Source organism: Halomonas sp. AOP7-E1-9 (genome assembly GCF_052376035.1).
GTDB classification, from domain to species: Bacteria; Pseudomonadota; Gammaproteobacteria; order Pseudomonadales; family Halomonadaceae; genus Vreelandella; species Vreelandella citrativorans.
In genome coordinates this window covers 88,633-108,456 of sequence record NZ_JBQSVC010000007.1, presented here as the reverse complement: position 1 = coordinate 108,456, position 19,824 = coordinate 88,633, and the positions used below count along the sequence as shown (strand labels likewise).

General features: G+C 56.6%; 11 protein-coding genes. 7 read left to right on the top strand and 4 right to left on the bottom strand.

Annotated features, from left to right (window positions below):
- The first annotated feature begins 96 nt into the window (after positions 1-96).
- Both gltB and ACT3R4_RS06395 read left to right on the top strand, forming a co-directional pair.
- Positions 97-4,539 (top strand): glutamate synthase large subunit, encoded by a 4,443-nt coding sequence (gltB, locus tag ACT3R4_RS06400; protein WP_441678021.1) that lies wholly within the window; start codon positions 97-99, stop codon positions 4,537-4,539.
- 33 nt (positions 4,540-4,572) lie between these two features.
- Entirely contained in the window at positions 4,573-5,991 is a 1,419-nt protein-coding gene (locus ACT3R4_RS06395; RefSeq protein WP_441678019.1) for an FAD-dependent oxidoreductase, read from the top strand.
- Between the two features lie 98 nt (positions 5,992-6,089).
- On the opposite strand, the gene ACT3R4_RS06390 is transcribed toward ACT3R4_RS06395, so the two are convergent.
- The gene (locus ACT3R4_RS06390) at positions 6,090-7,025 is read right to left on the bottom strand and encodes a helix-turn-helix transcriptional regulator (protein ID WP_192537406.1); all 936 of its coding nucleotides are present in this window, start codon (positions 7,023-7,025) and stop codon (positions 6,090-6,092) included.
- 405 nt (positions 7,026-7,430) lie between these two features.
- Between ACT3R4_RS06390 and ACT3R4_RS06385 the strand changes: the two genes are divergently transcribed.
- The 3 genes from ACT3R4_RS06385 (at position 7,431) to ACT3R4_RS06375 (ending at position 12,231) form a co-directional block, all read left to right on the top strand.
- Positions 7,431-9,179 carry an ABC transporter ATP-binding protein gene (locus ACT3R4_RS06385; RefSeq protein WP_192537405.1) on the top strand — a complete coding sequence of 583 codons (1,749 nt, stop codon included), beginning with the start codon at positions 7,431-7,433 and terminating at the stop codon, positions 9,177-9,179.
- A complete protein-coding gene (locus tag ACT3R4_RS06380; RefSeq protein ID WP_087107924.1) occupies positions 9,176-10,921 on the top strand; it encodes an ABC transporter ATP-binding protein in 1,746 nt (581 codons plus the stop codon). Before ACT3R4_RS06385 ends, ACT3R4_RS06380 begins: the two co-directional genes overlap by 4 nt.
- Positions 10,922-10,989: 68 nt before the next feature.
- Complete coding sequence (locus ACT3R4_RS06375) at positions 10,990-12,231, top strand: MFS transporter (RefSeq protein WP_087107926.1); 1,242 nt, start codon at positions 10,990-10,992, stop codon at positions 12,229-12,231.
- 72 nt (positions 12,232-12,303) lie between these two features.
- Here ACT3R4_RS06375 and ACT3R4_RS06370 read toward each other — a convergent pair whose 3' ends face one another.
- Genes ACT3R4_RS06370 through ACT3R4_RS06360 form a run of 3 tightly spaced genes read right to left on the bottom strand, consistent with a single transcriptional unit; the run spans position 12,304 to position 16,921 of the window.
- On the bottom strand, positions 12,304-13,341 hold the full coding sequence (locus ACT3R4_RS06370; protein WP_087107928.1) for an HlyD family secretion protein: 1,038 nt from the start codon (positions 13,339-13,341) through the stop codon (positions 12,304-12,306).
- 5 nt (positions 13,342-13,346) lie between these two features.
- Entirely contained in the window at positions 13,347-14,879 is a 1,533-nt protein-coding gene (locus ACT3R4_RS06365) for an MFS transporter (protein ID WP_087107930.1), read from the bottom strand.
- 17 nt (positions 14,880-14,896) lie between these two features.
- On the bottom strand, positions 14,897-16,921 hold the full coding sequence (locus ACT3R4_RS06360) for a TonB-dependent receptor (RefSeq protein ID WP_217883853.1): 2,025 nt from the start codon (positions 16,919-16,921) through the stop codon (positions 14,897-14,899).
- Between the two features lie 319 nt (positions 16,922-17,240).
- Between ACT3R4_RS06360 and ACT3R4_RS06355 the strand changes: the two genes are divergently transcribed.
- Complete coding sequence (locus tag ACT3R4_RS06355; protein WP_192526570.1) at positions 17,241-18,896, top strand: CTP synthase; 1,656 nt, start codon at positions 17,241-17,243, stop codon at positions 18,894-18,896.
- A gap of 11 nt (positions 18,897-18,907) precedes the next feature.
- Complete coding sequence (gene kdsA / locus ACT3R4_RS06350; RefSeq protein ID WP_087107934.1) at positions 18,908-19,771, top strand: 3-deoxy-8-phosphooctulonate synthase; 864 nt, start codon at positions 18,908-18,910, stop codon at positions 19,769-19,771.
- The last annotated feature ends 53 nt before the right edge of the window (positions 19,772-19,824 follow it).

Here is a 19,824-nt window from a genome sequence, read left to right as displayed (position 1 = left end):
GTTATAGGCGGGTAGAGGTTTGTGTGTGAAAAGAAAAACCGTCTATTAAATCATAATAACGCTGCTAATAAAACACCTTTGACTAGAGGCACGCCCATGAATAAAGGTCTTCACCAGCCCGGCGAGTTTCGCGATAACTGCGGCTTTGGCCTTATTGCCCATATGGAAGGGCAGGCCAGTCACGATTTGCTGAAAACCGCTATCGAATCACTCACCTGTATGACGCATCGGGGCGGGATTGCCGCTGACGGTAAAACCGGTGATGGCTGTGGGTTGCTGCTTAAAATGCCGACCCGTTTTATGCGCGAAGCCGCACAAGACGCGCTGGAGATTACGCTGGGCGACCAGTTCGCCGTGGGCGTTGTTTTTCTACCCAACGATGATGCCCGTGCCGAGGCTGCGCGCGAGACGTTTGCGCGCGAGCTGAGTGTTCGTGGCCTAAATGTCGTCGGCTGGCGCGTTGTGCCCACTGATTCAAGCGTTTGTGGCCCCATGGCGCTTGACTGCCTGCCGCGTATCGAGCAGGTCTTTATCGAGCCCGGTGAGAGCGAGCAGTTCACTGTTGATCTGTTTATGGCGCGCCGTTATACCGAGCAGGCTTTACGGGCCGAAGAAGACTTTTATGTCGCATCGCTCTCCTCTGACGTGGTGTCGTATAAAGGCCTGGTCATGCCGGAAGATCTTCCGGCGTTTTATAAAGACTTAAACGACCCGCGTCTGGAAACTGCTATCTGTGTTTTCCACCAGCGCTTTTCAACCAATACGGCGCCGCGCTGGCCGCTGGCACAGCCGTTTCGACTGTTGGCGCACAACGGTGAAATCAATACGATTGAGGCTAACCGCGGTTGGGCGAACTCACGCAAAGCCAACTTTGTTAACGAGCGCCTGCCCGATATCGCCCAGTTGGATGAAATCGTTAATACCACGGGGTCCGACTCTTCCAGCATGGACAATATGCTGGAAGTGCTGCTGACGGGTGGGATGGAGCTGCACCGTGCGGTACGCATGATGGTACCGCCTGCCTGGCAGAACGTTGAAACCATGGATGCTGAGCTGCGCGCCTTCTACGAGTACAACTCCATGCACATGGAGCCGTGGGATGGTCCGGCGGGTGTGGTCATGACCGATGGCCGCCAAGCGGTGTGTATGCTGGACCGTAACGGCCTGCGTCCCGCTCGTTGGGTCATCACCAAAAACGGCTATATCACCCTGGCATCTGAAATTGGTACTTACGGTTACAAGCCTGAGGACGTGGTCGCCAAAGGCCGCGTAGGCCCTGGTCAAATGCTGGCGGTTGATACCCAAACCGGCGAAGTGCTGCATACCCGGGATATTGATGACCGCCTGAAGTCTGCTTATCCCTATAAGCGCTGGCTCAAGCAGGAAGCCAACTATCTGGAATCCGCGCTCACCGAGCTTGCACGCTTCCAGACCATGGAGGCTGATGCGCTGAACGTGCACCAGAAGATGTTCCAGGTGACGTTTGAAGAGCGTGACCAGGTGCTGCGCCCGCTGGCCGAAAGTGGCCAGGAAGCCGTGGGTTCCATGGGTGATGACACCCCCATGGCGGTGCTTTCTAGCCGTCCGCGCCTGTTAACCGACTTCTTCCGCCAGAAGTTTGCTCAGGTAACCAACCCGCCGATTGATCCGCTGCGTGAAGCCATCGTGATGTCGCTGGAAACCTGCTGCGGTGCTGAGCTTAACGTTTTCAAGGCAACGCCTGAGCACGCGCATCGGTTGATCCTGACTACACCGGTACTTTCACCACGTAAATTTACCGCGCTGGTTAGCCAGGACGACCCGGCCTTTGCAAGCCACACGCTGTCAATGGGCTACGACCCGGAACAGCAGAGCTTAAAGCAGGCGCTGAATGCGCTCTGCCAAGAGGCCGAAGCCCAGGTGAAAGCGGGCAAGGTGATCCTGGTACTTACCGATGCGGAGCTGCCCAAGGACATTATTCCTATTCAGGCGCCGCTCGCCGTTGGCGCGGTGCATACGCACCTGGGCCGCCTGGCATTGCGTCCCAACGCCAATATTATCGTTGAGACTGGCTACGCCCGGGATGCCCACCAGATGGCTGTGCTGTTTGGTATCGGTGCGACCGCCGTGTATCCGTGGCTTGCCTATCAGATTATGGCCGATATGCACCGTACGGGTGAGCTTACCGGCAACCCGGCCGACGACCGTGAGAACTATCGCAAAGGCTTGCAAAAAGGCCTGTTCAAGATTCTCTCTAAAATGGGCATCTCAACGCTGGCCTCCTATCGTGGCTCCATGCTGTTTGAAGCCGTAGGCCTTTCTGATGACGTGATGGATACCTGCTTTGCAGGCATGGCATCGCGTATTCAGGGCGCGGGTTTTACCGAGCTGCAAATGCAGCAGGAGCTGTTGGCCAAGGATGCCTGGATTACCCGTAAAGGGATCTCCCAAGGCGGTATGTTCAAGTATGTGCATGGTCATGAGTACCATGCCTATAACCCTGATGTGGTGAAGTCGCTGCAGGCTGCCGTGCAGGAGGGCAGCTACGCCAAGTGGAAGGCGTTTGCTCAGCTGGTTAATGAGCGCCCTGTTGCCACTATTCGTGATTTGCTGACGCTAAAGCCTGCCGCGACGCCGTTGCCGCTTGAAGAGGTCGAGCCGGTTGAAGCGCTGTTGCCGCGCTTTGATAGTGCCGGGATGTCGCTGGGAGCGCTCTCTCCTGAAGCGCACGAGGCGCTGGCCCAGGCAATGAACGAGGCGGGCGGGCGCTCCAACTCGGGTGAGGGCGGCGAAGACCCGGCCCGTTACGGGACGATCCGCAGCTCTAAAATCAAGCAGATCGCCTCGGGGCGCTTTGGAGTAACGCCTGCTTACCTGGTCAATGCAGAAGTGCTGCAGATTAAAGTCGCCCAGGGCGCGAAGCCGGGCGAAGGTGGCCAGCTACCTGGTGGCAAGGTCAACCAACTTATTGCGCGTCTGCGCCACGCGGTGCCTGGCGTCACGCTGATTTCACCGCCGCCGCACCACGATATTTACTCAATTGAAGACCTCGCGCAGCTGATCTTTGATCTTAAACAGATCAATCCGGATGCGCAGGTGTCGGTCAAGCTGGTATCTGAGCCGGGGATTGGCACTATCGCCACCGGCGTTGCCAAGGCTTACGCCGACCTGATCACCGTGTCGGGTTACGACGGCGGCACCGCAGCAAGCCCGCTGACCTCTATCAAGCATGCGGGCTCCCCTTGGGAGCTGGGCCTGCCTGAGGTGCACCAGGCGCTGCGTATCAACGGTCTGCGCGACAAGATTCGCCTGCAAACCGACGGCGGCCTCAAAACCGGATTGGACGTGGTCAAAGCGGCCATTCTGGGGGCGGAAAGCTTTGGTTTTGGTACCGCACCGATGGTGGCGCTGGGCTGTAAGTTCTTGCGCATTTGCCACTTGAACAACTGCGCTACCGGGGTCGCTACTCAGGATGACTTCCTGCGCGGCGAGCATTTCCGCGGCACGGTGGATATGGTCAAAAACTACTTCCGCTTTATCGCTGAAGAAGTGCGTGAGCTGATGGCTATGCTGGGCGTGCGCCAACTGACCGACCTGATTGGGCGTACTGACCTGCTGGAAGTGCTTGAAGGCAACACGGCAAGCCAGCGCAAGCTCGACCTGATGCCGTTATTGGCCAATGACTTTGTACCCGCCGAAGCCCCTCAGTTCTGCACGGTGAGCCGTAACGTGCCGCACGACCCGGGGGCCAAAAACCAGGAAGTGTTGGCGGCGCTGAAAGATGCCATTGAGCATCAAACCGGCGGTGAGTTCAGCTTTACGATCACCAACTGCGACCGCAGCGTTGGCGCACTTACCTCCGGCGCTATCGCCAAGCGTTATGGGGAAGAGGGCCTGGAAAGCGCGCCCGTTACTGCACGCTTTACCGGTGTGGCAGGGCAGAGCTTCGGCGTCTGGAATGCCCGAGGCCTTAACCTGTACCTGGAAGGCGATGCTAACGACTACGTGGGTAAGGGCATGAACGGCGGCAAAATCGTTATCGTGCCACCCAGAGTCAGCCAGTTCGAAAGCTATAAAACCGCGATTATCGGTAACACCTGCCTGTATGGCGCAACCGGCGGCACGTTGATGGCTGCGGGCACCGCTGGCGAGCGGTTCGCGGTGCGTAACTCCGGCGCCACGGCGGTGATTGAGGGCGCAGGCGACCACTGCTGCGAATACATGACCGGCGGCCTGGTATGTGTGCTGGGTGAGACGGGCGTTAACTTTGGCGCAGGCATGACCGGTGGGTTCGCTTATGTGCTGGATGAAGACCGCACCTTCGTGGACAAGTACAACCACGAGCTGGTCGAAATTCATCGCGTCAGTACCGAAGCCATGGAGGCCTACCGCCGCCATCTTCGCGAGCTGATTAGCACCTACGTCGAAGAGACGGGTTCTAGCCGTGGGGCAGCGATTTTAGAAGACTTTAGCGACTACTTGCGTCATTTCTGGCTGGTGAAGCCAAAAGCGGCGAGCCTGGGTAGCCTGCTGGATCAATCTCGGCGTCAGCCGCAATAAACCGCCTGTGTCTACGCTTCGAGGAGAAATATCATGGCTAACCGTTTAAATAACGATTTCCAGTTTGTTGATGTGGGTCGTCAAGACCCACAGAAAAAAGCCGCCCATGCGCGTGCCAAAGAGTTCGCCGAGATTTACGAGCCGTTCAAACCCACTGATGCGGCAAGCCAGGCGCACCGCTGCCTGCACTGCGGCAACCCGTACTGTGAGTGGAAGTGCCCGGTTCACAACTATATTCCCAACTGGCTGCAGTTGGTGGTGGAAGGCAACATCATTGAAGCCGCTGAGCTTTCGCATAAAACCAACTCGTTGCCGGAAGTGTGTGGCCGCGTATGCCCGCAAGATCGGCTGTGTGAAGGCGACTGTACGCTTAACGACGGCTTTGGCGCGGTCACCATTGGCTCGGTTGAGAAGTATATTACCGATACCGCGTTTGCCATGGGCTGGCGCCCGGACATGTCCAAGGTCGTGTGGACAGATAAAAAAGTCGCCATTGTAGGCGCAGGCCCTGCCGGGCTTGGTTGCGCTGATATTCTGGCGCGCAACGGCGTTAAACCCGTGGTGTTTGATAAGTACCCGGAAATCGGTGGCCTGCTAACCTTCGGCATTCCTGAGTTCAAGCTTGAAAAGAACGTCATGGAGCGTCGCCGGGCGGTGTTCGAGGAAATGGGCATTGAATTTCGTCTGAACACTGAAATCGGCACGGATATCGAGTTCGACACGCTGCTTCAGGAGTACGACGCGGTTTTCCTGGGCATGGGAACCTATAAGTACATGGAAGGCGGCTTCCCCGGGGAAGACTTGCCCGGCGTATATAAAGCGCTCGATTTCCTGATCGCTAACGTCAACCGCTGCCTGGGATTCGAAAAAGATCCAAACGATTACATCTCGATGGAAGGCAAGCGCGTCGTTGTTCTCGGCGGTGGCGATACCGCCATGGACTGTAACCGCACCTCGATCCGACAGGGTGCTGCGAGCGTTACCTGTGCTTATCGCCGTGACGAAGAGAACATGCCCGGCTCTCGCCGTGAAGTAACCAACGCGCGCGAAGAGGGCGTTGAGTTCCTGTTCAACCGCCAGCCGGTGGCGGTGGTGGGCGAAGAGAAGGTCGAAGGCGTGAAGGTTGTGCGCACTCGACTCGGCGAGCCTGACGAAAACGGTCGCCGCCGCCCTGAGGTGGTACCAGGTTCTGAAGAGATTATTGCCGCCGATGCCGTGGTCGTAGCGTTTGGTTTCCAGGCAAGCCCTGCGCCCTGGTTTGAGGGCTCGCGCATTGATCTGAACGAGCGTGACCTGGTAAAAGCCCCAGAGCACGGCCAGTTCGCCTTTCAGACCAGCAATGAAAAAATCTTTGCCGGCGGCGATATGGTGCGCGGCTCTGACCTGGTGGTCACGGCTATTTATGAAGGCCGCCAGGCCGCAGAAGGCATCATGAACTACCTGGGCGTGTAATTCACCTTTACTCCAGCTGTCCGGGGCCTTAATTGGCTCCGCGACTACCCCGGCATCAGGCAAACGCGAGACTCCCCAGCCTTTGATTCGACATACTGCTAGTGTGCTCCTCGCACCGATTTCGGCGTACAGCCGAAAAACTTTGTGAAGGCGGCAGTGAAATTATTTGGGTGCTGGTAGCCGACCTGATAGGCCGATTCCGATACCCGATATCCTGCGGCCAGTAATTCTTGCGCTCGCTGCATGCGCATTGCTAGCAGGTGTTGGGCAGGGCTTGTGTCATAGGCTTGGCGAAAGCACCCCTTGAGTTTGTATTCACTGATACCAAGTTTGGCGCACAAGTAGGCATTGTTTAGAGGCTGATCCAAGTGCGCACGCATATAGGCTTCGATTCTTTCAAGCAAGTCCACGTCTCGCCCGATAATTCGTTCTTTCTGCCCCTCCGCAGGGGTTAGCAGGTTGAGTTGTTCGCCGAGTAAGCTGAGGGCATGGATACGCTGGCGTAATCCGTCCTGCTCACCTACCCACGGGTGCTTGTAAAAGCTTAGATGTTGACTGGCGCGGCTGTTAACGTGAGATAGTTGGCGAAAGCTTTCATTGTGACGCAAGGGCTTACCGAGCAGTTGGTCACAGCGCTGTGGTCCGATATAACGCCTTAATGCCGATTCCGATACCACTAATCGTAACTGCTGAGTCTGCTTGTCGGCGGCGTAGCGGCGCTCACCACCCCCTTCCTGAAATACAGACACTGTCGTTTGGTTAGCCGAGAAGTGCAGACGATTGCCTGTACGGTCAAGAAACTCTGATTGACCAGATAAGCCGAAAGTAATCACCAGGGTGCGCTCATTGCCTTCGTGTTGACAGACTTCACGTAATACACGTCCAGACGAGATTTTGGAACGAACAACGGAAAAGCCTGCTTCGCAATCCAGCCGCTCAATCAGGGTATGGCGATGGGGTAAATCGCACTTATGGGAAACCCATTCAGTTAGATGTTGAGCAGTGGTCAACGTTGGGCGTGACAAATTATTCACAGCAAAGCCTTCCTTATTTCCATCCTACTGAGTGCTCTCTATTGCAGAGCATCCAATCATTGCAGAACCAGTCGCCTTGTGATTGAGCTCATAAGAGCACAAGCCCCATAGGCATAAAAACAGCCTAGTCGGAATAGGATATGAATAACGCTGGATGCAATATTAAATGAGAATGATGTGTATTTATTTTGAAAGTATCATTCGTTGACTGCTCAGCCAAGTGGAAGTTGCCGCTTACACACCGTCTGAGTTGGTGTTGAGCGGGGAGTGTGTTTTTAGGGCATATCCGTTTCAGTGTATGTGGTCAAAAGAGGAGGAACTGATGATTTCGATCCTTGTAATATCATCGCTGACAGGCAAATACCCATCATTAGTCTCTGCGCTGACTAACGCGAAGGAGAATTCATGAACCCGGTTCTCTGGCGCTTGTCGCGGCCTTTGCGTCCTTCGATTTTACTGGCTGCGTTCGGCCAAGTGGTTGTCACCGCCTGTCATGTTGGTCAGGCGCTATGCTTAGCCAGTGCTTTGGCCGGGCTATTCGCTGACCAGCCATTGTCCGAACTATGGTGGCCGCTGTCGGTTTTTTTTGTTTTTACTTGGCTACGCATCGTGCTGATGGGGTTGTCTGAAGCACTCGCTATGCGTGTGGCAGGGCTTGCCCGGCACTACTTGCGTCAGCGCCTGATTGGTCAGGTATTACGTGTGGCGGCTGATCCGGCCAGCGACCGAGATAGCGGGGAACTGAGTACCACCTTGGTGCAGTCGGTGGAAGCCTTGCAAGCCTATTACAGCCGTTATGTGCCTGCAGTGCTGGGTGCGGTGTTTGGTGGCGGGGGTGTGCTACTGCTAATGGCGTATTTCGATAGCCGTTCTGCCCTTGTGGCTGCTCTTGCTGCGCTGGCGCTACCCTTTACTGATCGCCTCTGGTTGCGTTGGCGGCGCGCTTCTGCAGGTGGGTTGTTCGCGAGTATGGGGCGTTTTTCCGCGTATTTGCTCGACAGCTTGCGCGGCGTCACCACGCTCAAGGCCTTCAATGCTCAGACCCGGCGCCGTCAGGTACTCAGTCAACAGGCACGGGATCTGCGTGAGCAGGCCATGGGTGTGCTTTACGCCATTCTCATGCGTAACGGCGCAACAGGGCTGCTTAGCTTGGGTGGTTTAGCGTTGGTGACTGCGCTTAGCGCTCAGCGCGCCGTTGCCGGTGAGCTATCGCCGTTTGCGTTGTTGGCCGTTGTGCTGCTGGCCCGCGAGGCCTTCGGTACGCTGGAAAAGCTTGATAAGACCTTCCACATTGCATGGTCGGGTAATGCGGCGGCGGCCCCCGTCATTCGTTTACTTGACGCTATACCTGGGGTGCCAGAGCCGATTGAGGCCCGGGCTTTACCGACCCATCATGGAGTGGCCTTTGATAGCGTTAGTTATACCTGGCCGGGTGGCTGCGAACCTGCGTTGCACAATGTGAATTTTACGCTTGAGCCTGGTGAGTTCGTGGCTGTGGTAGGGCCCTCTGGCGCAGGAAAATCGACCCTGGCAGCTCTATTGATGCGCTTTGTTGCACCTGACTGCGGCCGCGTCAGCCTGGGCGGCGTTGATCTTCGCGATTTGCGCGTCAATGACGTATACGAAAACGTCAGTGGCGTGTTCCAACATAGTGTGCTGCTGCATGGCAGCATCGAAGAGAACTTGAGGATGGGGGCTCCTCAAGCCAGTGATGAGGATCTGGCTGAGGCATGCCGGGTAGCGTCACTGGAATCGTGGATTTCAAGTCTTGAAAAAGGCGTTGCCACTGCCGTGGGAGAAGGCGGCGCGCGACTTTCTGGCGGTCAGCGACAGCGCATAGCTATCGCACGTGCTTGGCTAAAAAATACACCGGTCATGGTGTTGGACGAGGCGACCGCGAACGTGGACGTTGCCAGCGAAACCCACATTGGAGAGGCCATCGAGCGGCTTCGCGGTCAGCGTTCGCTACTGGTGATTGCACATCGTCTAGCCAACGTTCGGAATGCCGACCGCATTCTGGTGCTTGATCGTGGTCGTTTAGTTGAGATCGGTGATCACCACAACCTACTGACCCGAAATGGCCTCTATGCGCGCCTCTGGAACCGGCAGCACGCCCACGAAGCGTCGCCCCAAACCGAGGAAGAACTAATATGAAAGTCAATGTCCACGAAATTCCCCAGGGGCCGCGTAGCACATGGGGTGACCTGTTACGCCTTTCCGCTGGCCAGCCGCGCCTGCTAGCACTCACTATCGCTGCTACGCTCATTGCCCAGGCTGGCATGGTGACAAGCCTTGCGTTGGGTGCCTGGCTAGCAGGTTTGGCGCTGACGGGTGCACCGGAGAGCCTCTGGCAACCCGTGCTTTGGGGCATGCTTGTCAGCGCCGTTGCTGGGGCCGGTGGTCGCTGGTGGCAGGCACATATCTCCCATGCCTTTGCTTTTGCTCTGATCGAAACGCTGCAGGTGGGCATTTACGACGGTCTAGAGCGTGCCGCCCCAGGTGGTTTGTCCGACACCCGCAGCGGCGAGCAGGCCAACGTGGCGCTGAACGATGCTCAGGCGCTGGAACACTTTTTTGCCCACACCCTGGCCGATACCATCGCTGCAGTTGTGGTACCGCTGTTGGCACTGCTGGCGCTGGCCTGGATACAGCCTTGGCTTACTTTAGTGTTACTGCCATTTCTGCCGACTCTGACCAGCGTGCCATTCTGGCTGGGGGAGCGTGCTTTTCGCCAGGGGCGCGAGATGAATGCCGCGCTAGCGGGACTAAACGCTGAAGTGATTGAGGGCATTGAGGCGCGTCGAGAGATCCTCTTGTTCAATCAGGAGGCGGCTTGGCGCGCTCGGCTGGGGCAGTATCTGGCGCGGCTGAAGAGCGAGCAGCGTCGTTACGCCTTGCGAACAGGCGCGGAGCAAGGCGGTATAGAGCTGATCCAGTCCTTAGCATTGATCACCGCGCTGGTGGCCAGCGCAGTGTTGCTTGAATATCAAGCCCTAGCGTTGGCTCAAGTTCCGCTATCGGTCGTGCTGGTAGGCGCGGCACTGCTACCTTTGGCAGAGGTAGCGCGCAGTGCCAGCCAACTGGGTGCAGTGCGCGCCAGTGCGGCACGGGTGTTGGCGTTGCTGCATCAGCGTTCGCCGATTCAGGACAATGGCCAGCGATTGCCTAAGGATGCCAGCATCGAATTCAACCAAGTGGTGTTCGCCCATTCCGAGCGCCCTGTGCTGCAGGGTGTCAACTTCCGGGTAGAAACGGGTGAGATGGTCGCACTGGTTGGCCCCTCAGGATCTGGCAAGACCACCTGCGCCAACTTACTAATGCGCTTCTATGAGGTGCAGAGCGGCACAGTGAAGCTGGGCAGCGAAGATCTGCGTGATATTCCCCTATCCGAGCTGCGCCACTGGATCGCCTGGGTTGGTCAGGAGGCCTACTTGTTTGACGACAGTATCGAGGGCAACTTGCGCTTGGGCAAACCAGAGGCGACGCAGCAGGAAATCGAAATCGCTGCGCATCAGGCCCAGGCCCACGATTTCATTCAGGCCCTACCTGAGGGCTACCAAACGCGTTGCGGCGCGAATGGTGCGCGGCTTTCAGGTGGTCAGCGTCAGCGTATCGCCATCGCCCGGGCACTGCTGTCTCAAGCGCCCGTGCTGGTAATGGATGAAGCTTCATCCAGCCTCGATGCTGACAGTGAACATGCCCTGCAGCAGGCCTTGTTGGCGCTTCGTGGGCAGTACACGCTACTGGTGGTAGCACATCGTCCAAGCACCATTGCTCAGGCTGACAGGGTCGTACTCCTGCAGGATGGCTGCATTCTCGATCAGGGCTCTCATGAGCAGTTGCTGCACCGTTGCGAGCAATATGTCCAGTTGCTCGCGCAGCCAGCCAGCGCTTAAAAACACATGCTTAGCAACGAGTACCTTAAGCGTTTAGCTCCAGAAACTTAAAACCTGGGAATACCGACATGAAAGCCCCCGCCATTTCGTACTGGTCGTTGCAGTTGCTGCTCGGCTGGATCAACTTCGCTATGACCGCACCAATGATCTATCTCTACCTAGGGTTACCGCTGGTGATGCGCCAGCAGGGGTGGTCCGGCACCGCCATCGGCCTCTTCCAATTGGCAGGGTTGCCGGCCGTGCTCAAGTTCGTATTGGCTGCTCCGGTAGATCGCTGGGCGCGAGATACCGCCGGTTATCGGCGCTGGAGCTTAGTACTGTTGGTCGGTTATGCCGCAAGCCTTGTAGCGCTGGCGGGGCTCGACATAGGAAAAACGGGCTTCACGACGTTATTCGCCCTGGCGATGCTGGCTAGCTTATTCGGCACTTGGGCCGACGCGCCGGTCAATGCCTTGGCTATTCGCTGTTTACCCGAGACTGAACGTATGCGCGCAGGCACTATCCGTTCAGCCGCCAGTTCATTGGGGGCAGTGTTCGGGGGTGGTGCGATGCTCATTTTGCATGATCGTGTTGGCTGGTCTTGGCCGTTCTTTGTGCTGGGGGTTGGACTGTTGTTGGCCCTTGTCGGACTTTATCTCATACGCCCAGTGCATCTTGATACGATAGCGACACCCAAACGCTCAGAGGTGGGGGTGCGCCAATGGGTTGGCTATTTCGCTTCTGCTCAGCGTCGCCGTTGGGTGGTCGTGTTGATGCTCTATTTCCCCTTTATTGGCACTGCCTGGGTATACCTTAAACCGTTACTGCTCGATCAAGGACTGCCGTCCGGTCAGGTGGCCGTGGTAGCTGGTTTGCTGGGTGGCGTGGTCGGTGCTTTGGGCAGTCTGCTAGGCGGTTATGTCACTTACCGTCGTGGTTTGCACTATGCCCTGCCTGGCTTTGCAATGCTCGCCCTCGTTGCCTTGGCTGCATTATCGGCGGCGTTGGCCAGCCATGCGAGCTTGCCGTTGCTAACTGCCTGCACCGTGCTTCTGGCGCTGGCCATGGGCGCCTCGGCTGGATTAGTGTTTGGCATGATGATGTACTACACCCGTGAAGGTTTGACGGCTGTGGACTATGGTCTGCAATCGAGTCTATTCGTGCTCACGCGTACGGTTGTGCCCATGCTCGCAGGGCTGCTGCTTGACCATTTCGGGTATCTGGGCATGTTAAGCGCTCTGATGGCTGGCATGCTGGGAATAGGTTACTGGAGCCTGCGATTTGTGCGGGGCATGGGCGAGATGCCACCAAAGATGGGGCGTGTCGCCTGATTCCCGAACCGTTGTGGTCACTATAGTGGGGTACTGCGGAGCTAGGTCGGTTGTGCTGAGAACATCGTGATGTTAGCCGTGTCCGGTGTCGACTTCCGGCACCACTGACATGCCGACTTTTAACTGTTGGGCTTGAGGTTGACCTGGATCGATGGCGATGCGCACCGGTAGACGTTGGACGATCTTGGTGAAATTACCTGTGGCGTTGTGGGGTTGAATGGCTGAAAAGCTCACCGAGCTGGCTGGGCCTAGGCTATCCACTCTGCCGGTTAGGGTGATGTTGGGGAGAGCATCGATGGTGAAACTTACCGGTTGGCTGGGCCGCATACGGGCGATTTGTGTTTCACGGAAATTGGCGGTGATATAGAGATTGTCCAGAGGAACTAAGGTCAGCAGCGTTTCACCGATTTTCATATAGCCGCCGAGGCGCACCACTTTCTGAGCGACGATACCTTTCACCGGTGCTGTAATGTGGGTGTAGGATAATGCCAATTCCGCTGCGTCCAGTTTGGCCTGAGCGATGTTTTGCGCCGCTTGGGCTTTCTCTAGGTCGGCCTGCAACACTTCCAACGCCTGTTGGGTAGCGGTATAGGCGGCCTGGTCGCCGATCAGGGTGGCCCTTGATGCAGCTAACTCTGCCTCTGCCCTTTGCAGCGACTGAACGGTACCGGCACCGCGGGCGCGCAGGTTGAGGTAGCGTTCTCGCTCCTGTCGAGCCAGTGTCACTGCGGCCTGATCGACGTCAAGTTTTGCCTGTGCTTGATGAATGCGACTTTCCTGACGCACGATTTGCGCTTGTAGACTGACGATTTCCGCAGCTGCCTGGGCCAGTCCAGCACTTGCTTCTTCCACCTTAGCTCGTGTATCGCTGTCATCGATCTCTACTAGCAGGTCGCCGACGCTCACCGTCTGGTTTTCTTCCACCAGTACCCGCTGTACACGACCGGCAACCTGCGACGCCACCCGTGTTAGATCTGCCTGTATATAAGCATCGTTGGTGGATTGATATCTGGCGGCGCTTTCCGGGCGGTTCAGCGCATAGACACCCGTAATTGCCAGGGCCAGGAGTATCAGAATGAAAGGAGTTCGCAAGCGACGTAATGAGGTCATGGCTATTATTCCGGTGAACGAGAGGGAGGTGACGGTGGCGTTACGGGCGTGAGACAGAGCGTCAGCGGAATCAGCATCAGGGCAAGCACGCTAAGTGCCCGGTAAGCGTCGGCGGTGGCCAGCGTGACGGCTTGGGTAGTGACGGCGTCGGACAACGTCATCAGTTGGTCTTCATGCATTCCTAGGGCGGCGCCAGCTCGAGCCATGCTGTCCAGCAACATGTCGCTGTGAAAATGGCTTTGAATCAGTATCAACTGAGTGACCAGCGCGCTGCCCAGGGCGGTGCCGAAGGCGCGCAGCATATTCACCAGCCCGGATACGAAGGGGCCTTCCATTGGCTGTACCACACTGGTAGCCAGAAATAGCAGTGAGACCACCGCCATTGGCTGGCCGATCGCTTGCAGTGCTTGTACAGCGACGAACTGGTGCCACATCCATTCACTGGTGATTTGGGCGCCTAGCCAGCAGGCTATCGCCACAATCAGCAGGCCAGTGGCAAATACCTTGCGTGCATCCATCCAAGGCTGGTATAGAAGCAGAGCCACCAGGGAGCCGAGCACCAACTGTGGTAGCCCGATGGTGAGCCCAACGGCACTGGATTGCAGTGGTCTATAACCTTGCACTTGGGCGAGAAAATTAAGCGGCAGTAGAGCGCCGGACATCAGCACAACCAACAGCCCAACAAACAGGGTGAAGCCCAGCCCAAGGTTGCGCCGGGAAAGCAGTTGAAGGCGGATAAAAGGGCTGGGATGATGCCACTCGCTGAGCAGACCGGCGAAGGTGGCGATTAGGCCGCCAGCAAGTGCACTGCAGATCAGTGTTGAATGAAACCAGCCAAGACGTACACCCTGACTGAGAACTATCGCAAGCAGCGCTAATCCGGTAACCAGACAAATATGGCCGATCCAGTTGCCCTGACCGAAGCGCTCATGGCGTGGTGGATCCTGAGGGAGGCCCCATGCACATAGCGCTAAGCTGAACATACCCAGCGGAACGATTTGCCAGTAGACCCACCGCCAGTCGAACAACTGATCTGTCCACACGCCAGCCAGCCACACCGCCAGATTGGGTGCTAGGGTGGCAGTCATGGCGAATAGCGCCAAACCGTGCAGGCGAATATGAAACGGCAGAAAACGCAGCGCTGCCATCATCAGTGTCGGGATCAGACCGCCAGCGACGGCACCTTGCAGACCGCGCAGTAGGAGCATGGACGGTAGCGACTGGGCAAAGGGCAGTAGTAATCCGAGCAGCGTGGCAGCGGAGATTAACACCAGTTGATAACGGCGCAGTGATAGGGTGATGGCGAACCAGGCGGCAAACGGTTGTACCGTGATTTCGCCAACGAGATAGACGGTATCCAGCCAGGAGGCAGCGTCGGCACCCAAACCATGGGCGCCGCGAATATCTGGCAATGATAAGGCAGGAACCCGGTTGTTAAATCCTGCCATGATGGCTGCGATGAATACGCCGGTCAGCCCGGCGATAAGCCGAGGGCCAAAAACAGGCTGGGCTGGGGTGGCGGTGCGGGTATTAGGCATGGAGAGCGCTCCGGCGATCACAATCGCCAAGTGAAGCGCATTCCTACCTCCCGGGGCGGGCTGTAGATGGTGACGAAGCCGTTCTGGTAGCCCACGGCGTCATAGCGCTTATCGCCGATGTTGTCGGCGTAGGCGGCGAGCTCCCAATCACCTAACTGATAGCCAGCGACCAAGTTGAGCAGTGCATAGTCGTTACGCTCGTATTGGTTGGCGGCGTCTAGGTAGACTTTGCTGCTACCGACCAGGCTGCCCTGGGTGTACCAGCCTTCTGGATCGTCGTAGCGTAGGCTCAAATAACCGGTAAAATCGGGAGCGAAAGGATTGTGATTACCAGCGTAGTCGGCTGAGCCATCTTGGAATTGATCAAATCGGGTATGGTTCCAGGCTAACCCCCCTTTAATTTGCCACCCATCGCCAAGCAGATAGTCAAGGTCGAGTTCTACCCCTTTAGAGGTGGCTGTGGCAGCATTGGTGATGTACATCATGCCGGCGGTGGGCATTTGCATGACTTGCATGTTGTCGATGTCCATCAGATAGGCGGCGAGAGAGTAACGCAGGCGCCCTTCGGCTAGCCAACCCTTAGCGCCGGTCTCGTAGGACCAAGTTTTCTCTGGACCGAAGGACTGATAGTTCGTTGCGGGGGATAATATATTGAACCCACCGCTACGCACGCCTCGCGAGATACTGGCGTACCACTGATTGCGTGGGCTGATTTCATATTGCAACGCGATCTTGGGCGAAAAGTGCGACCATGATTCCGACCGGCTTGCCGCACCACGTGGGTGTAGTTCCACCTGATTGTGCTCAATGCGCCCACCGGTAGAAAGGCGCCAGTGTTGTGCCAAGGGTAGGTTCCAATGGGTAAACAGGGCTGTCGTTTGGCTTTCCTGATTGGCATGAAGATCCACAGAGCCCATCATATTTTTGCTGATACTATGCAGCCGGTTATCACTGCTATCGCCGTAGACGCCGAGCAACCACTCTGTCTCGCCAAGAGCACCCTCTAAGCGAAGCTCCTGGGATAGCGTGCGTAGCCGGTTGTCACGACCTACGTGCAAGATATCCTCGGCCCTGAAATCGGTATCCTGCTGTATATGATCCCGGAAATCATTCCAGGCAGTGACGGAATGGAGACTCAAGTCCGAGGCGAATTCATGTTCCGCGGTTAGTGCTAGGGTTTGCCCCCAGGATCGGTTCCAACTTGGGGTGCCTGAGGCAACAGTGGCACGATGCGCGCTAGGTGCCCCCCAGCGGGATGCACCATCATCATACTCTTGGCGCGTATAGCGCAGTGCCAAATCAGTCGCATCACCAGGCGTCCAGCGCAGCCCTAGGTTGAGATCGTGCCGATTGCGGTCATCTTCATTACTGCCGGTGTGGATGTTGTCGATAAAACCATCCTCACTCGACGTGCTAACCGCAATACTGGCATAGAGATTGTCCTGAACGATGGGGTGACTGACGGCGAAGCGAACGGCTCGATGGCCATGGTTGCCGGCTTCACCGCTAACAGTGGCGCGAGGTTGGTTGTCCATCGGCTGGGTGTGGATAGCAATGACGCCAGCTTCGGCATTACTGCCATAGAGTGTGGACTGAGGGCCGCGTAGTATCTCGATTCGGTCGACGTTAAGTAGGCTGCTCTCGAATCCCTGAGCAGACAGTGTTGGTACACCATCCACCAGAAGCAACGTTGAGGTGGAAAAGGTGTTGAAGTTAGCCGTTAGTCCCCTCATTACGGGAGAATTCATGCCGGCCTGTCCGAATGGCTGAAACGATAACCCAGGAACCCGTCCCTCTAACTGTTCGAGGCTGGTCAGGCCCGCTGCTTCAATTTCAGAACCATCAATCACCGCGACACTGGCAGCCACATTTTCCAGTGGCTGCTCGGTTTTTTCCGCGGTCACCGTTATCGGTGTGAGGGTGGCGGGGGCTTCACCCTCTGTCGTTATTGCTGAGTTTGTCGTATTCGCCCACCCGGGGACGGCTTGCAGGCAACTCATCATGGCTGCCAAATGGAAAATTCGACGTCGCTTGTGCTGCATCTTTCGTTTCCCCTTATTCCCTTATGTTATTTCATTACGTGCTAATTTCCCCGCTACAATCTCATCGGTACGGGGAGTACGCTGAGAACAAGGATACTCTTAAGGCAAATAGTAATCATTGCTATTAAGTATGGTGGTTGGCGGTTTACCTATGAATGTATGCAAGCGCAGGGCTGGGGCAGCTGCCCATTCTGGTTCGGCCGAGCTGATTTTGACTGCTCAGTTCAAATTGAGCCTTGGGGCGTAGTCTGCTATTCTGTCGTCCCATCCTGGTGTGGCTTTCTGTTACGCCTTTTGATCACGTTTCGACAGGTTTTCCATGACACGATATATCTTCGTGACCGGCGGCGTTGTGTCCTCTCTTGGCAAGGGCATCGCGTCGGCCTCGCTGGCGGCGATTTTAGAGGCCCGCGGCCTTAAGGTCACCATGCTCAAGCTCGACCCGTACATCAACGTGGACCCGGGCACCATGAGCCCTTTCCAGCACGGCGAGGTGTTCGTCACCGAGGATGGCGCCGAGACCGATCTGGACCTGGGCCACTACGAACGCTTTATTCGTACCAAGATGACCCAGCGCAACAACTTCACCACAGGCCGTGTTTACGAGCACGTGCTGCGCAAAGAGCGCCGTGGCGATTACCTGGGTGGCACGGTACAGGTCATCCCGCACATCACCGATGAAATCAAGCAGCGCGTTTATGCCGGCGGTGAAGGTTTCGACGTGGCGCTGGTAGAAATCGGTGGCACGGTAGGTGATATCGAATCGCTGCCGTTTTTGGAGTCTATTCGCCAGATTCGTAGCGAGCAGGGTGCTAATCGCGCGCTGTTTATGCACCTGACGCTGGTGCCGTATATCAAGACGGCGGGCGAGACGAAAACCAAGCCTACCCAGCACAGCGTTAAAGAGCTGCGCTCGATTGGTATTCAGCCGGATATTCTGATTTGCCGCAGCGAAGTCGAGCTTGAAGAGAGCGAACGCCGCAAAATCGCGTTGTTTACCAACGTTGAAGAGCGTGCGGTCGTACCGCTTCAGGACGCAGATACCATCTACCGTATCCCGCTGATGCTTCATGAACACGGCCTGGACGATATCGTCTGCGATAAGCTGCGCCTTGATGCCGAGCCCGCCGATCTTTCCGAGTGGGTGAAAGTGCTGGACTCCAAGCTTAATCCGCTCAAGTCCGTAAGTATCGCCATGGTCGGTAAGTACATGGAACTGCTGGATGCGTACAAGTCGCTTAATGAAGCGCTGATCCACGCTGGTATTCAAGGGCGTATCAAGGTCAACGTCGACTATATCGACGCTGAAGACATCGAGCGCCACGGCACTGAGCGTCTGGCAGGTAAAGATGCGATTCTGGTACCTGGCGGCTTTGGTGAGCGCGGCGTGGAAGGCAAAATTCTGACCGCCCAGTTTGCGCGTGAAAATAACGTGCCTTATCTGGGTATCTGCTTGGGTATGCAGGTAGCGGTGATTGAGTTTGCGCGTAACGTGGCGGGTTGGAAAGATGCCAACTCCACCGAGTTTACCCACGATACTCAGCACCCGGTGGTCGGCCTGATTACTGAATGGCTGAACGCTGAAGGTAAAATCGAGCTGCGTGATGCGGCGTCCGATTTGGGCGGCACCATGCGCCTGGGCGGCCAGGTATGCCACCTGACCTCGGGCAGTAAAGCACGCGAAGCCTACGGCTCTGATGAGATTGTCGAGCGCCACCGTCACCGCTTTGAAGTCAATAACCAGTTTATTGATGAGCTGGAAAAAACCGGCCTGGTGATTTCGGGTAAAAGTGTCGATCAGTCGCTGGTCGAAATGGTTGAGCTTGCGGATCACCCCTGGTACGTGGCGTGTCAGTTCCATCCAGAGTTTACCTCCACCCCGCGTGACGGGCATCCGCTCTTCTCGGGTTTTGTGAACGCAGCGCTTGAGTACAAAACAGCGCGGACCAGAACTCACACGACACCTCAGGAATAAGGGGGAAGCCAATGTCTTCTCAAGCACCTTTCCAAGAGCGTCATATCAACATTGCCGGCCTAACCGCCGGCAATTCTTTGCCTCTCATGTTGCTGGGAGGCATGAATGTACTGGAGTCGGCAGAACTTGCCGATGAAGTCGCCCAAGCCTACGTTAGCGTGACGCAAAAGCTCGGCATGCCTTATGTGTTTAAGGCAAGCTTTGACAAAGCCAATCGCAGCTCGATTCATTCGTACCGTGGTCCAGGAATCGAGAAAGGCTTGCAGATACTCGCTGATATTAAGTCGCGTTACGGTGTGCCGATCATCACCGATGTCCACGAACCCTGGCAGGCGGCTCAAGCGGCAGAAGTGGCGGATATTATTCAGCTGCCTGCTTTCCTGGCACGTCAGACGGATCTCGTGGTAGCGATGGCCAAAACCGGTGCGGCGATCAATATCAAAAAGCCCCAGTTTCTGGCGCCTCATGAAATGCGCCATATTCTCAGCAAGTTTCAGGAAGCCGGTAATGATCGCCTGATGCTGTGCGAGCGCGGTTCAAGCTTTGGCTATAACAACCTGATTGTCGATATGCTTGGGTTTGGCGATATGAAGCAGACTGGCTACCCGGTGTTCTTCGACGTTACCCATGCGCTGCAACGCCCCGGCGGGCGTGCTGATAGTGCGGATGGGCGGCGTGCCCAGGTCGCCGAGCTTGCCCGTGCAGGCGTTGGCGTCGGGCTTGCGGGGCTGTTTTTAGAAGCGCATCCTGATCCGGATAACGCCAAGTGCGATGGTCCCTGTGCGTTACCGCTTGACCAGCTTGAGCCATTTTTAACGCAGCTATCTCAGCTTGATTCATTGGTGAAAAATTTTGCGCCGTTGACCATTCGCTGATCGCGGCCATCATGCGATACATAACCTTCTAATAGACCGCCAACCAAGGAGAC